We start from the raw sequence: 14,121 nt of genomic DNA on the forward strand, positions 1-14,121 counted from the left end.
GAGGGGCACCCGGTGAACGACCGATACGACGGATACGCGGGCGGCGACCAGCCGTACGAGCTCGTCGGCTACGACGAGTACGGGCAGCCTGTGTACCGGCAGGTCCCGCAGCAGCCCGCCCAGGGGTACGACGGCTACGACGCCCGGCAGCAGCAGGGCTACGGCTACGACCCCTACGCGACGGGCCGTCAGGAACCCGTCCAGCCCTACGACACGGGTCGGCAGCAGCCTGTGTCGCCCTATGACACCGGCCAGCAGCCAACGGTGTCGTCCTACGACACAGGCCAGCAGCCAACAGTGCCGTCCTACGACACAGGCCGGCAGCCAACGGTGTCGCCCTACGACACCGGCAGGCAGGAGCCCGTGTCGCCCTACGACACCGGGCAGCAGCCGTCCGTCGCCTCGCGCGACTCCTTCGACCCGTTCGGCACCCACACGCCGCCCCGGCCCGGCGGGAGCGGTACCACCCAGGCGCCGTACGACGGCTACGGGCGCGGTGCCGACACGGCCGGCGCCGCGGGCACCGGCCGGCAGCCCCGGGTCGCCGAGCAGACCGCGCGCATCCCGCAGCAGGCCGGGGCCGCGAGGGACGACGCCCCCGGGGCCGACCGGGACTACCGAACCGAGCAGTTCGCCTTCGTCGAGGACCAGGAGACCGAGTCCGAGGACGTCATCGACTGGCTGAAGTTCACCGAGAACCGCACCGAGCGCCGTGAGGAGGCCAAGCGCCGCGCCCGCAGCCGGATCGTCGCCCTGGTCGTCGTCGTGGCGCTGGTCGTGGCCGGTGGCGCGGGCTACCTCTGGTACGCGGGCAAACTGCCCGGCACCGCCTCGGACGCCAAGCCCGGGGTCACGACGCCCGTCGCCGCGCAGAAGCGTGACGTGATCGTCGTCCACCTGCACAACACCAAGGGCGGCGGCACCTCCACGGCCCTGCTCGTCGACAACACCACCATCAAGCAGGGCACCACCGTCCTGCTCCCCAACTCCCTCGCCCTGACGGACGACGACGGTTCGACGACCACGCTCGCCAAGTCCGTCGACTCGGACGGCTCCTCCGGGACGCGGGACGCCCTCGACACCGTGCTGGGCACCAGCATCCAGGGCACCTGGCGGCTCGACACCCCCTACCTGGACAACCTCGTCGAACTCGTCGGCAACATCGAGGTCACCACCGACACCGACGTGCCGGACCCGGACGCCAAGAAGAAAGGCGAGGCCCCGCTCGTCAAGAAGGGCAAGGACCAGACCCTCACCGGCAAGACGGCCGTCGCCTACGCCACCTACCGCGCCCCGGACGAGGCCCAGAACGCGCAGCTCCAGCGGTTCGGCCAGGTCATGCAGGGCGTGATGCGCAAGCTGTCCTCGGACAAGCAGGCCGCGACCACCACCGTGCAGACCCTGGCCCAGATCCTCGACCCGTCCCTGACCGACCAGGACCTCGGCGCCTTCCTCGCCAAGCTCGCCGACCTCGCCAAGGGCGGCGACTACAAGACCGCGCTGCTGCCCGTGCAGCAGGACGGCACGCTGACCGCGAGCACCTCCAACAGCGTGATCAAGGACGTCCTGGGCGGTACGGCGAAGAGCCCCGAGGCCGGCTCCGCGGTCCGCGTCGGCATCGAGAACGCCACCGGCCAGAAGGCGGCCACCGGCCAGGCCCGAGTCGCCCTGGTCAACGGCGGCTACACGTTCCTGGACTCCGGCACCTCCGCCGCCGCCCGGAGCGTGTCCTCGATCACCTACGGTGACGCCGCGAAGAAGGAGGACGCGGTCGAGGTCGCCAAGACTCTGGGGCTGCCCACCGGCAGCGTGAAGAAGGGCAAGGCCAACGGCAACGCGGACGTGTCCGTCGTCCTCGGCCAGGACTACAAGATCATCAGCAGTCCGAAGGGGTGACCCGCGGGTGACCGGCATCACGCCCCGGGGGCCGTCCCCGGGGCGTGGCCGGAGAAACGCGTGGGGTGTCCTCGGCGGTCCGTGAGACCCTTGAGTCGTAACCGACCGCCGACGGAAAGCCGCGTAGTGACCGCCACGGACCGCTCCATCGAGCTCATTCAGACCGCCGCACAGGCGGCCGCCGACAAGCTCGCGCACGACATCATCGCCTACGACGTGAGCGATGTTCTCTCCATCACCGACGCCTTCCTGCTGGCGTCCGCGCCCAACGACCGTCAGGTCAAGTCGATCGTCGACGAGATCGAGGAGCGCCTGAACAAGGAGCTCGGCGCCAAGCCGGTGCGCCGCGAGGGCGACCGCGAGGCCCGCTGGGTGCTGCTCGACTACGTCGACATCGTCGTGCACGTCCAGCACAGCGAGGAGCGTGTCTTCTACGCCCTGGAGCGGCTGTGGAAGGACTGCCCGGAGCTCGACCTGCCCGAAGAGGCCATGGCGACCCGCGGCAAGGCCGCCGAGCACGCCAAGTTCCAGGCCGAGGAGGACTCCGCCGGCGTGGAGGAGCTGCGGTGACCGCCGAGGCCCGCGGGGCCGCCGGCGCGCGAGAGGCGAAGCCGGGCAGGGGCCGTCGCGTCATCCTGTGGCGGCACGGCCAGACCTCCTGGAACGTGGACCGCCGTTTCCAGGGCTCCACGGACGTCGAGCTGACCGAGACGGGCATCGGGCAGGCCCGGCGCGCCGCCCGGCTGCTCGCCTCCCTGAAGCCCGACGCCATCGTCGCCTCGGACCTCAAGCGCGCCGCGGCCACGGCCGCCGAGCTCGCCGCCCTCACCGGCCTCGACGTCACCCACGACGAGGGCCTGCGTGAGACCTACGCGGGCGTCTGGCAGGGGCTGACGCACGAGGAGATCATCGCCCGCCACGGCGAGCAGTACGCCGCGTGGAAGCGCGGTGAGCCGGTGCGGCGCGGCGGGGGCGAGCTGGAGACCGAGGTCGCCGACCGCGCGGCCCCCGTGGTGCTTCGGCACGCGGACAAGCTCCCGGACGACGGCACCCTCGTCGTCGTCAGCCACGGAGGCACGATCCGCACCACCATCGGCCGGCTGCTCGGTCTGGAGTCACGGCACTGGGAGGGCCTCGGCGGCCTGTCCAACTGCTGCTGGTCCGTCGTCGGCGAGGGCGTGCGCGGCTGGCGGCTCCTGGAGCACAACGCCGGCACGCTGCCGGAACCGGTCCTCGGCGACGACGACTGAGGCGCGCCGGGCGGCTCTCCGTCCGGCCGCGGGGGCCCGGAGGGACCGGATTTCACTTTCCGGCTGGTCGCAGGCTAAAGTTCTTCTTGTTCGGCCCGCAGGGCGGGAAGAACGCAAGGGGCTATAGCTCAGTTGGTAGAGCGCCTGCATGGCATGCAGGAGGTCAGGAGTTCAATTCTCCTTAGCTCCACAGATCGACTCTCTCGAGTTGTCGGACAGAGTGATGAAAGATCCCGTTCCCGTAAGGGGGCGGGATTTTTCGTTGTTCATCGCCGAGTTGGGGCCGTTTCTCCGAAGAATGTGCCGAAGCGGGCGCAGTTGGGCGGATCGATGCCGAAAGCCGCGTCGTGGACCCGCCGGGGGCGTCGCCGCCGGCGGCGACCGTGACACCGTCGAGGACCGCGCACCCTCTCCCGGCCCGTGGGCGCCGTGGTCTTGGGCACACTCTTCTCGAACCCGCTTGAGTCACTTGGGGCCCCTGGGGCGTATACCTTTGCGGACGCGCTCCTGGCGTGCTCGTATGCGCCGGTCGCCGGAGCCGCACCGGGGGCCCGTGTCCGGACTGGTACGCAGGCGTCGCTGACCGTATTGCTCCGGCCGTGGCAGAATCAAACGGCCGGAAGGGGGCGCGGCCCGACGGGAGGGAGTAGCGATGCCTGCCAGCATCCTCGAGGAGGTCCACGATCTCCTCGGAGCGGCACCGAACAGGATGAAAGCCAACCTCCTTGACTGCCCTTCCTGCGGATCGGTCCACGTCGCCCAGGTTCTCGGTGACAACGGTGGAATCTCTTACGTGTGCACGGCCTGCGGCCACTGCTGGAGCTGACTGATGGGTGCGCACAGGCGGAAATGCGATTGGTGCGGCAGTGGTACGCCGATCGTCCGCGACATGGAGCCGGTCAACCACGACTACCAGTACTGGTGCGAGGAATGCGCGCGGGCGCTGATCATAAAAGGCGACCCGATCGAGACGTACCGCGAGCTGGAGGGCGAGCCGATCTACGCACGGCTCCTCGATGAACTCTGCACCCTCAAGCGCTTTTATTCGTTCGTCACGGCCTGACTCCCCGCCACCGCGCGTCCGCGCGAGCGGGGACACCGCGGCCGCGCCCTGGAACGGCCTCCGTGCATCCTCCGCGCCCTTCTTGTGCCCCGGAGGTCCACGAGGCCGCCACGAGGCCGGTGAAGCCCGCCAGGAGCCGCGTCCGGCCGCGTCCAGCCGCACGTTCGGGCATCCCCCGGGCGTGGCATCCCCTGGGCGTTGCGGTCCGGCAGACCCCTGGCCGTCGCCCGCCGGCGACCACACCTCGTAAAAAAATGCGACATGAGGCCCGAATCGGTACACACGGGAAACGATTTGGTGGTTCACCAGGGGAACCGTGTAATGTTGGCGTCGCCGCCGGGGAAACCGGGGGACACGGTGAAAACGCGGTCTAGCCGCGTGGCCACAAGGGGCTATAGCTCAGTTGGTAGAGCGCCTGCATGGCATGCAGGAGGTCAGGAGTTCAATTCTCCTTAGCTCCACAGACGTTGAGAGCGGGCCACCCGATCAGGGTGGTCCGCTTCTTCGTTCTCCCGGTACCGCGCGCGGAACGTGCGGCGGGGTACATCGCGCGGAACATGCCGAAGGCGGGCCACCGGTTCCTGGTGGCCCACTCCTTCGTGTCAGCGGCCGCTGCCGAGCGCGCGGCGCCCACGCCCCTGCGAGAGGACCGGCAGGTTGCGCGAGGGCGCGGAGCCCCGGGTGTCCTCCTCGATGCGCAGGGCGAGCGCCGGGCAGCGGCGCACCGCGCGCAGGGCTTTCGCCTCGGCGAACTGCGGCACCGGAGCCTGCGCGACGGTGGGGAAGCCGTCGGCGCCCAGTTCGAAGACCTCGGGGAGGAGGTCGGCGCACAGGCCGTGCCCGCGGCACAGCGTCCAGTCGACGAAGATCTTCTGGCGGCTCGTGCCCGTGTCCTGCTCACCAGGACCGCTCAGGACGCCCATCGGCACCCGGCCGTCCTCGAAGAGCGGCAGGACGCCCTCCACGGGCCTTCCGCAGCCGTTTCCGAGGACGTGCGCGGCCAGGTCGTCCGTGAACGCCTTCAGGGTCGACTCGATGAACATCGCCGAGCCGTCCGGGTGGGAGCAGGCGCCGCGCCGCTTCACGGACTTGGCGACCTGCTTCACGGCCTCCAGCGCGGCCGGGCCGCCGCCGTTGAGGATGTCCGCCAGGCCGCGCGCGGCGGCGGGCAGACCGAGGTAGCAGGGGCCGCACTGGCCGGCGCTCTCGTCGGCCAGCCACTGCGCCACGCGCAGCGACTCGCCCAGCGGGCAGGTCTCCTGGGTGATGGGCAGGATCGCGCCGGCGCCGAGCGCGCCGCCCACCGCCGCCAGGGAGTCCCGCGAGACGATCGCTTCGTTGACCGTCGCCGCGTCCAGCCACTTGCCGTGGTAACCGCCGGTCAGCACGCCCTGGGGCATCGCCGGGGCCCCGGCGAGCTGGAGCACGTAGCGCAGGGGCACGCCGGTGGGGACCTCGATCACCATGGGGCGCGCGACCGCGCCCGAGACGGTGAGCAGGACGGTGCCGGGCTCGTCGTACAGGCCCGTGTTGCGGTAGCGGTCGGGGCCGATGCGGGCGGCGATGGCGAGCTGCGCGAACGTCTCGGCGTTCGACAGCAGGGTGGGCGCGCCCCCGACGCCCGCCTGGGAGGCGCTGACCTTGCGGCCGGGCGGCACCGCCGGGCCGCCGTCGATCGAGCGGATCAGCGACGCGGCGGCGCCGGTCACCATCCGCACGGGGTTGCGCTGCACGCGCGCGCGAAGGGGCGATCCCCTCCGGTTGCTCAGCCCCCGCTCGGCCAGCGCCGCCTCCATGGAGCGCTGGGTCGACTCGCGGGTCACGCCGATCACGAGCTGGCGGGCGCCCATGGCCTCGGCGACCAGGAGAGCGCCGTCCAGGATGAGGTGCGGGGCACGGTTGATGAGCACCGTGTCCTTGCGGCAGGCCGGTTCGTCCTCGCTTCCGTTGACGACCACCACCGGGCGGATGCCCTTCTTGATGGCCGATTCGGCCACCGAGCGCAGTTTCTTGCCGAACGGGAAGCCCGCCCCGCCGCGACCCTTCAGATTGATGTCCTCGGCGAGGCTTGCGAGCTCTTCTCCGCCCAGCGGTTCGAGCGGACCGTGCACCTTGAGGTGCATGGGTAGATCAAGACGTTCAACCAGGTCGAAACCCGACGTGAGCTGCGGAAGTCCGACGACGCGGACCTCCGGGACGTCGGGCAGGGCCTCGTTCACTTAAAGCCTCCGGAAGGGGCATTCCATGATTCACCGGAGCCAGGAGCGTCGAAGGCGCCCGGCAGTACGTCAGTCGTGGGACCGCTGTCGTACGTGTCGTTGGTGTTGTACGTGCGGTAGGACGCGTTCGTCTCACCGGTGTTGTACACATCACTCGTGCCGTAGCCGCCGGTGGGCTGAGCGCCGTAGACGGGGGTCGTGTATCCGGTGTCGTTGAGCGGGTCGTACGCCGATGCCGGGGCCTCGCCCACGGGGGCCGACTGAGGGACGGGCCAGCTCTGCGCGCCGCCGTTGCCGACGCGGGGAAACGTCTCCGTGGGCTGCGCGTTCACGGGCATCTGGAACTGCTGCGTACCGGGGGCCACGGGTGCGTCGCCGGCGGTCCGGTAGGCCGCCGCGAAGCCGGTCGTGTCCGCACCGGCCTGCGCGCCGCCGAACAGCGTGGACGAGGACTCCTTGCGCTCCGCGCGCGGGGACGGGACGCCGTCGCCGCCCGCGGAACGTCGGTCGCGGCCTCCGGGACCCTGCGGGGACTCCACCGCGGCGGCGCGGGACGCCTCGAGGTCCTCGCGGAACCCGCGGGCGTTGCCGCCGCCGATGAGCGCCAGGACCCTCGCCGCGACCTTGTGCTTGAAGGGGGCCGGCGAGGTCCGCAGGGCCAGGGCACCCATGACCGCGAGCAGGCACAGGCTGTAGAGGATCGTGAAGATCGGCTTCGCCGCGCGACCCGCGTAGAGGCCGTGCACGAGTGCGGCGCACCAGGCCGGGTAGGCCAGCATGTGCATCGCGCGCCAGCGGGCCGCGACCGGTGCCGGCGAGGCGAAGGCGCTGCGCAGGGCGCCGGTGACGGCCGTGAAGATCATGAGCAGGCCGGCCAGGGAGCCGAGGCCGATGAGCCCGCCGATGCCCGTGACGCCGAGGCTGAAGGGGACGAGGGCGGAGAGCAGGCTCGTGTGGTCGAGCGCGATCTTCACCGTGATGTGCAACAACAGGAAGGCGACCGAGGACACGGCGGTCGTCCGGTGCACGGCCTGGGCCACCAGTCGCTGGCGGGTGTTCAGGAAGATCCGGTCGGTCGCGACCAGTCCCCAGATCACCGAGCAGGACAGGGAGACCAGCGACAGGACGCCGGCGCCGAAGTTCAGGAAGTCCTGGACTGCGTTTCCTCCCACCAGCACGAACACGGGTATGAGGACCAGGACGACGGCCGTGGCCGCCCCGTAGGCCGAACGGCCCACCCGGGGAAGCGAGCTGTTGTTACGACGAGGGTTCATGAGGGGTACTCCCTACGGTTCGGGGAAGCGGTCCCGAAGGCGCACTCTAGGTCGAGAAAACGCGCCGAGCTCCACGTTTGAGTTATTGCGTTGTTACCAAAGGGCAATGAGGTCTTTGTGTTGTCCGCAAGCGTCCGTTAAGCGAAGTAAAATTTGAACTTCGGTCAAGAAATTTTTCCCGCGCGCCGGGTGACACCGGGCGCCGACGGGCCCGGAAGTTCGTCGCGGCCCGTGCGGGCGCTGCGGTACCCTGACGCCATGCGTGCCGTACGCCTTCTGCTTAGCGAGCCGCGCTGATCAGCCCCGACCGCTGACGCATCGTGGTCGGCATCAGCGCGGCGTCCCCTCCTGTGCGAGGGGTTTTTTCATTTCTGCTGGCAGAGACGATCGATGGAGCTTTGAGGACATGAGCGAGACGAACACCGCTGCCGCCACCGCCGAGTCGGCCGCGCCGCACCGCTACACGGCCGCCCTGGCCGCCGACATCGAGGCACGCTGGCAGGACTTCTGGGACGCCGAGGGCACGTACGAGGCCCCGAACCCCACCGGCGACCTGGCCGGGGACCCGGAGCTGGCCGCGCGGCCCAAGAAGTTCATCATGGACATGTTCCCGTACCCCTCGGGTGCGGGTCTGCACGTGGGCCACCCCCTGGGCTACATCGCCACCGATGTATACGCCCGGTTCCAGCGGATGACGGGTCACAACGTCCTGCACACCCTGGGCTTCGACGCCTTCGGCCTGCCCGCCGAGCAGTACGCCGTGCAGACCGGCACGCACCCGCGCGTGTCCACCGAGGCCAACATGGAGAACATGAAGGTCCAGCTGCGCGCGCTGGGCCTGGGCCACGACAAGCGCCGGTCGTTCGCCACGATCGACCCGGAGTACTACAAGTGGACCCAGTGGATCTTCCTGCAGATCTTCAACTCCTGGTACGACGACGAGGCGGCGAAGGCACGCCCCATCTCCGCGCTGATCGCCCAGTTCGAGAGCGGTGAGCGTGCCGTCGCCGTCGACGGCACCTCGCGCGCGTGGAACGAACTGAGCGCCACCGAACGCGCCGACGTCCTGAGCGGCTACCGCCTGGCGTACGCCTCTGACGCGCCGGTCAACTGGTGCCCCGGCCTGGGCACCGTCCTGGCCAACGAGGAGGTCACCGCCGACGGCCGTTCCGAGCGCGGCAACTTCCCCGTCTTCAAGTCCAAGCTGCGCCAGTGGAACATGCGCATCACCGCCTACGCGGACCGCCTGCTGGACGACCTGGACGCGCTGGACTGGCCCGAGGCCATCAAGCTGCAGCAGCGCAACTGGATCGGCCGCTCCGAGGGCGCCCGGGTCGACTTCCCGGTCGACGGCGAAGCGATCACGGTCTTCACCACCCGCCAGGACACCCTGTTCGGCGCCACCTACATGGTGCTGGCCCCGGAACACCCGCTGGTCGAGAAGTTCACGCCGGCCGCCTGGCCCGAGGGCACCCACGAGGTGTGGACCGGCGGTCACGCGACGCCCGCCGAGGCCGTCGCCGCCTACCGCGCGCAGGCCGCCTCGAAGTCCGACGTCGAGCGCCAGGCCGAGGCCAAGGACAAGACCGGCGTGTTCACCGGCGTGTTCGCCACCAACCCGGTCAACGGCGAGAAGGTCCCGGTCTTCATCGCCGACTACGTGCTGATGGGCTACGGCACCGGCGCGATCATGGCCGTCCCGGCGCACGACAGCCGCGACTTCGCGTTCGCGCGCGCCTTCGAGCTGCCCATGCGCTGCGTGGTCGAGCCCTCGGACGACCGCGGTACCGACACCTCCACCTGGGACGACGCCTTCGCCTCGTACGACGCGAAGATCGTCAACTCTGCCGGCGACGACGTCTCCCTGGACGGACTGGGCGTCGTCGACGCCAAGGCGCGCATCACGGAGTGGCTGGAGCGCCGCGGCATCGGCGAGGGCACCGTCAACTTCCGTCTGCGCGACTGGCTGTTCAGCCGCCAGCGGTACTGGGGCGAGCCCTTCCCGATCGTCTACGACGAGGACGGCGTCACCCACTCGCTGCCCGAGTCGATGCTGCCCCTGGAGCTGCCGGAGGTCGAGGACTACTCGCCGCGCACCTTCGACCCGGACGACGCGAACACGTCCCCCGAGACCCCGCTGTCCCGCAACGAGGACTGGGTCGACGTCACCCTGGACCTGGAGGACGGCCGCGGCCCGCGCAAGTACCGCCGCGAGACCAACACCATGCCCAACTGGGCCGGTTCCTGCTGGTACGAGCTGCGCTACCTGGACCCGCACAACGACCGCGCGCTGGTCGACCCGGCCATCGAGCAGTACTGGATGGGCCCCCGCGAGGGTCAGCCCACGGGCGGCGTCGACCTGTACGTCGGCGGTGCCGAGCACGCCGTGCTGCACCTGCTGTACGCGCGCTTCTGGTCGAAGGTCCTGTTCGACCTGGGTCACGTCTCGTCGGCCGAGCCGTTCCACAAGCTGTTCAACCAGGGCATGATCCAGGCCTACGTGTACCGCGACGGCCGCGGTATCGCCGTACCGGCCGCCGAGGTGGAGGAGCGCGACGGCGCCTACTACTACCAGGGCGAGAAGGTCTCCCGGCTGCTGGGCAAGATGGGCAAGTCCCTGAAGAACGCCGTCACCCCGGACGAGATCTGCGACGAGTACGGAGCGGACACCCTGCGCCTGTACGAGATGGCGATGGGTCCCCTGGACGTGTCCCGCCCCTGGGACACGCGCGCGGTGGTGGGCCAGTACCGCCTGCTGCAGCGCCTGTGGCGCAACGTCGTCGACGAGACGACCGGCGAGGTCACGGTCGTCGGCTCCGAGCCGGACGAGGACACGCTGCGTGCCCTGCACAAGGCGATCGACGGTGTGCGCCAGGACCTGGAGGGCATGCGCTTCAACACCGCCATCGCCAAGGTCACCGAGCTGAACAACCACCTGACCAAGACGGGCGGCCCCATCGCGCGCCCGGTCGCCGAGGCCCTGGTGCTGATGGTCGCGCCGCTGGCCCCGCACATCGCCGAGGAACTGTGGCGCAAGCTGGGCCACGCCGACTCGGTCGTCCACCAGGACTTCCCCGTCGCCGACCCGGCGTACGTCGTCGACGAGGCCGTGACCTGCGTCGTGCAGATCAAGGGCAAGGTCAAGGCCCGCCTGGAGGTCTCCCCGTCGATCACCGACGCGGAACTGGAGAAGGTGGCGCTGGCCGACGAGAAGGTCGTCGCGGCGCTGGGCGGCGCGGGAATCCGCAAGGTGATCGTGCGCGCGCCGAAGCTGGTCAACATCGTCACGGCGTAGGCGCGCGGGTCCGGGCCGCGCGGCGGCTCGGGGTAGTCCCCTACGGGCAGGTTCGGGGTCCTTCCGGAACCCCGGACCTGCCCGCAGCGTTTACCGTTGAGAGCGCGGAGAAAGCCGCCGCGGCCGGTCGGAGGAGGAGTGTGATGGGTACCGTGATCACTGTGATCGCCTTGCTCTTCCTGCTGTTCGTGGTGTTCGGCGCGTATGCGACGGTGAAGGTGATCGGTGCCGCCAAGCGCGGCGTGGACCGCACCATCTCGCAGGCCCGCCGCACGGTCGAGGACACCACACTGCGGGCGAAGACCTTCGCCCAGCCCGGCCCCCAGGGCGAGCTCGCCCAGCTCAGACTGTCGCTGCGCACCTCGATGCGCGCCACGCAGGACGCGCTGCAGGCGGGCGCCGCGGAGGACGAGTCCCTCAAGGAGTCCCTGAGCCTCTTCGAGCGGCTCAGCACCCACGGGCACGAGCTGGACGCCGAACTGAAGCGTCTGGAGACCGAGCCCGACCGGAACACGCTCGCCACCCGGCTCCCGGGCCTGCGCGACCGCACCCGGCGGATCACGGAGTCGGCGGACTCGCTGCGCTGGGCCGCCCGCGACCGGGCCCACCGCTTCGCCGGCGACGACCTGGACACGCTGAGCGCCCAGATCGACGTCGAGGCCGGCGCCCTGCGCCACTGGACCAAGGAGCCGGGACCGCCCAGGTCCTGGCCCGACGATCCCGCCGCGGACGCGGAGACCTCCGGCGGACCGAGCGCGCCCGGGCCCCGGCGGTCCCGTCCCGACGACGGGGCCGGCCGTTCGGCCATCACGCCGCCCGGCCAACGGCCCACCTATCCTTGGCAGAAGAAGCCCCGCCCCGAGAGCACGACATGATCCAGCCGTTCCGACCGCAGGTGGAAGGGGCCGGGCTGCCGCGCACCGGTCCCGCCAGGTAATCTCCAGCTCATGTCCCGCCATGTCGCGATCGTCACCGATTCAACGGCCTACCTGCCGCCGCGGACGATGGAGCGCCACGGCATCACATCGGTCCCCCTGACCGTGGTCCTCGGGGACCAGGCGCTCGAAGAGGGCACCGAGATCTCGGCCCGCTCCCTGGCCCAGGCGCTCCAGAAGCGGCGCCCCGTCACGACCTCCCGGCCCAGCCCCGAGACCTTCGCCGCGACCTACCGCGAGGTCGCCGAAGCCGGCGCCACCGGCATCGTCTCGCTGCACCTTTCCTCCGAGTTCTCGGGCACCTACGACGCCGCGGTGCTCGCAGCGCGCGACGCCCCGGTGCCGGTGCGCGTCGTCGACACCGGGATGGTCGCGATGGCTCTCGGGTTCTGCGCGCTGGCCGCCGCCGATTCCGCCGAGGCGGGCGGGTCCGTCGACGACGCGGTCACGGCCGCCGAGAAGCGGGCCGCGGGCATGTCCGCCCACTTCTACGTCGACACCCTCGACTACCTCCGCCGGGGCGGCAGGATCGGGGCCGCGCAGGCACTGCTGGGTTCCGCGCTCGCCGTGAAGCCGCTGCTGCAACTCCACGACGGCCGTATCGAACTCCTCGAGAAGGTCCGGACGTCGTCCAAGGCGATCGCGCGGCTGGAGGAGATCGTCGTCGAACGGGCGGGTAGCGCCCAGGTCGACATCGCCGTTCACCATCTGGCCGCCCCCGAGCGGGCGTCGGCCCTCGCGGACCGGTTGCGGGCGCGGGTCCCGGGACTCGCCGAACTGCATGTGAGCGAGGTGGGCGCGGTGATCGGAGCCCACACCGGGCCCGGGCTGCTGGCGGCGGTCGTGTCGCCCCGATGAGAGGGGCCGTGCCCGCATCGCTCGCGTCACCCGCGTGCGTCGCTCGTGCGGGTGATGGAGTTATCCACAACTAGGCGGCTTTCCACCGGAATTGAGCATGATCATCGCGAGGGTGCCGGGTTGCCGCATCCTCGCCGCATGGAACGTCGATCGAGCTCACGCACCGCGACTCCGACCAGTGGTCCGGGGCGCGGCCCCCTCTCCGACGGTCGCAGCCGTCATAGCCGTCGCGACCGGCGCACCCGGACCCGCCGCCACGAGGCGTCGGCCGCGGCCCTCCGCCTCCGCGCCGACGCCCTCTTCACCGAACACGCCCAGGGACGGCGCGAGTCGGGGAACGGGCCACCGTGGGCGGACCGCGATGACGGGGACGAGGGCACGCTGCCCGCGAGTTGGTCGCCCCCGGTCGAACTGACCGTGGATGAGCCGACCGCGAGTGGACCCACCGTCGGCGAAGGGGACTCGCACGGCGCGGACGGGGAAGCGGGTGCCTGGCGGGGCCGGGCCGGGCTCGCGGTGCGGGAGCGGCTGCCGTTGTGGCTGCAGTCGCGGTGCGGTCTGGAGCGCAGGAGTGTGGCCGCGCTGACCGTGCTGCTGGTCGTGGCCGCCGTCTTCGCCGTGCAGCACTTCTGGACGGGCCGGACTCGGCCCGTCCGGGCCCCTGAGGTGATGAGTGCCGCCGCGCCGTACGCCGGGAAGCGCGCTCCGGGCGACCGGCAGGGCGGGGCATCCGGAGCGTCGGCCGGAACTCCGAACGCTCCCGGCGCCGGTGGGGGTGTGGTCGTCGTGGACGTGGGCGGAAAGGTGCGCGCCCCCGGACTCCAGCGGTTGCCCGCCGGGTCCCGTGTCGAGGACGCCCTGCGCGCCGCCGGCGGATTACGGCCCGGTACGGACAGCGACGGCCTCAACCGCGCCCGGGTCCTCGTGGACGGCGAACAGATCATGGTCGGCGCGACCGCGCCCCCGACGGGAGCCGGACCGGGCGGTGCCGGCGGTTCCGGACCGTTCGGCGCCGGATCCGTGGCCGGAGCGGTGCCGTCGGCGCCGATTCCCCTCAACACGGCCACCGTCGACCAGTTCGACAGCCTGCCCGGGGTCGGACCCGTCCTGGCCCGGCACATCGTCGACTACCGCGCGGCGCACGGCGGTTTCCGCTCGGTCGACGAGCTCCGCGAGGTGAACGGGATCGGAGACCGCCGCTTCGCCGATCTCCGGGACCTGGTGCGGCCATGAGCGCCTCCGGCTCCGGCTCAGCTTCCGGTCCCGAGGTGCGGCACCGGCGGGTGGCCCCGGCGTCCAGCGAGGGTTCCGGCGGGCCGGTGAGGATGCCG

Annotated in this window: 10 protein-coding genes and 2 tRNA genes; 10 read left to right on the forward strand and 2 right to left on the reverse strand. The window is 71.0% G+C overall.

Annotated features, from left to right (window positions below; translation table 11 throughout):
* Positions 1-12: 12 nt before the first annotated feature.
* The 6 genes from ACIQ7M_RS09820 (at position 13) to ACIQ7M_RS09845 (ending at position 4,670) form a co-directional block, all read left to right on the forward strand.
* Positions 13-1,896, forward strand: coding sequence for a LytR C-terminal domain-containing protein (locus tag ACIQ7M_RS09820; RefSeq protein ID WP_403641842.1), 1,884 nt, complete (start codon positions 13-15; stop codon positions 1,894-1,896).
* A gap of 126 nt (positions 1,897-2,022) precedes the next feature.
* Positions 2,023-2,466, forward strand: a complete 444-nt coding sequence (gene rsfS, locus ACIQ7M_RS09825; protein WP_403641845.1) for a ribosome silencing factor — start codon at positions 2,023-2,025, stop codon at positions 2,464-2,466.
* Positions 2,463-3,146 (forward strand): histidine phosphatase family protein, encoded by a 684-nt coding sequence (locus tag ACIQ7M_RS09830; RefSeq protein WP_355774601.1) that lies wholly within the window; start codon positions 2,463-2,465, stop codon positions 3,144-3,146. Before rsfS ends, ACIQ7M_RS09830 begins: the two co-directional genes overlap by 4 nt.
* A 117-nt stretch (positions 3,147-3,263) precedes the next feature.
* Positions 3,264-3,336: transfer RNA gene (locus tag ACIQ7M_RS09835), tRNA-Ala, on the forward strand.
* A 639-nt stretch (positions 3,337-3,975) separates the two neighbouring features.
* Complete coding sequence (locus ACIQ7M_RS09840) at positions 3,976-4,209, forward strand: hypothetical protein (RefSeq protein WP_355774604.1); 234 nt, start codon at positions 3,976-3,978, stop codon at positions 4,207-4,209.
* Positions 4,210-4,597: 388 nt separating this feature from the next.
* Positions 4,598-4,670 (forward strand) — tRNA-Ala (locus ACIQ7M_RS09845).
* A 141-nt stretch (positions 4,671-4,811) separates the two neighbouring features.
* Here ACIQ7M_RS09845 and ACIQ7M_RS09850 read toward each other — a convergent pair.
* Both ACIQ7M_RS09850 and ACIQ7M_RS09855 read right to left on the reverse strand, forming a co-directional pair.
* On the reverse strand, positions 4,812-6,428 hold the full coding sequence (locus ACIQ7M_RS09850; RefSeq protein ID WP_403641850.1) for an NADH-ubiquinone oxidoreductase-F iron-sulfur binding region domain-containing protein: 1,617 nt from the start codon (positions 6,426-6,428) through the stop codon (positions 4,812-4,814).
* Positions 6,425-7,702 (reverse strand): cytochrome b/b6 domain-containing protein, encoded by a 1,278-nt coding sequence (locus ACIQ7M_RS09855; RefSeq protein WP_403641853.1) that lies wholly within the window; start codon positions 7,700-7,702, stop codon positions 6,425-6,427. Before ACIQ7M_RS09855 ends, ACIQ7M_RS09850 begins: the two co-directional genes overlap by 4 nt.
* A gap of 406 nt (positions 7,703-8,108) precedes the next feature.
* On the opposite strand from ACIQ7M_RS09855, the gene leuS reads away from it, so the two are divergent.
* The 4 genes from leuS to ACIQ7M_RS09875 all read left to right on the forward strand — a co-directional run bounded on the left by leuS (position 8,109) and on the right by ACIQ7M_RS09875 (position 14,023).
* Positions 8,109-10,997, forward strand: coding sequence for a leucine--tRNA ligase (leuS, locus tag ACIQ7M_RS09860; protein ID WP_403641855.1), 2,889 nt, complete (start codon positions 8,109-8,111; stop codon positions 10,995-10,997).
* A gap of 143 nt (positions 10,998-11,140) precedes the next feature.
* The gene (locus tag ACIQ7M_RS09865; RefSeq protein WP_355764501.1) at positions 11,141-11,872 is read left to right on the forward strand and encodes a hypothetical protein; all 732 of its coding nucleotides are present in this window, start codon (positions 11,141-11,143) and stop codon (positions 11,870-11,872) included.
* A gap of 72 nt (positions 11,873-11,944) precedes the next feature.
* Positions 11,945-12,790: a DegV family protein gene (locus ACIQ7M_RS09870; protein ID WP_355764503.1), complete on the forward strand. Its 846-nt coding sequence runs from the start codon at positions 11,945-11,947 to the stop codon at positions 12,788-12,790.
* A 138-nt stretch (positions 12,791-12,928) separates the two neighbouring features.
* Positions 12,929-14,023 (forward strand): ComEA family DNA-binding protein, encoded by a 1,095-nt coding sequence (locus ACIQ7M_RS09875; RefSeq protein ID WP_403641858.1) that lies wholly within the window; start codon positions 12,929-12,931, stop codon positions 14,021-14,023.
* The last annotated feature ends 98 nt before the right edge of the window (positions 14,024-14,121 follow it).

Origin of the sequence: Streptomyces sp. NPDC096324, assembly GCF_044763015.1 — a bacterium.
In the GTDB taxonomy this organism is placed as follows: domain Bacteria; phylum Actinomycetota; class Actinomycetes; order Streptomycetales; family Streptomycetaceae; genus Streptomyces.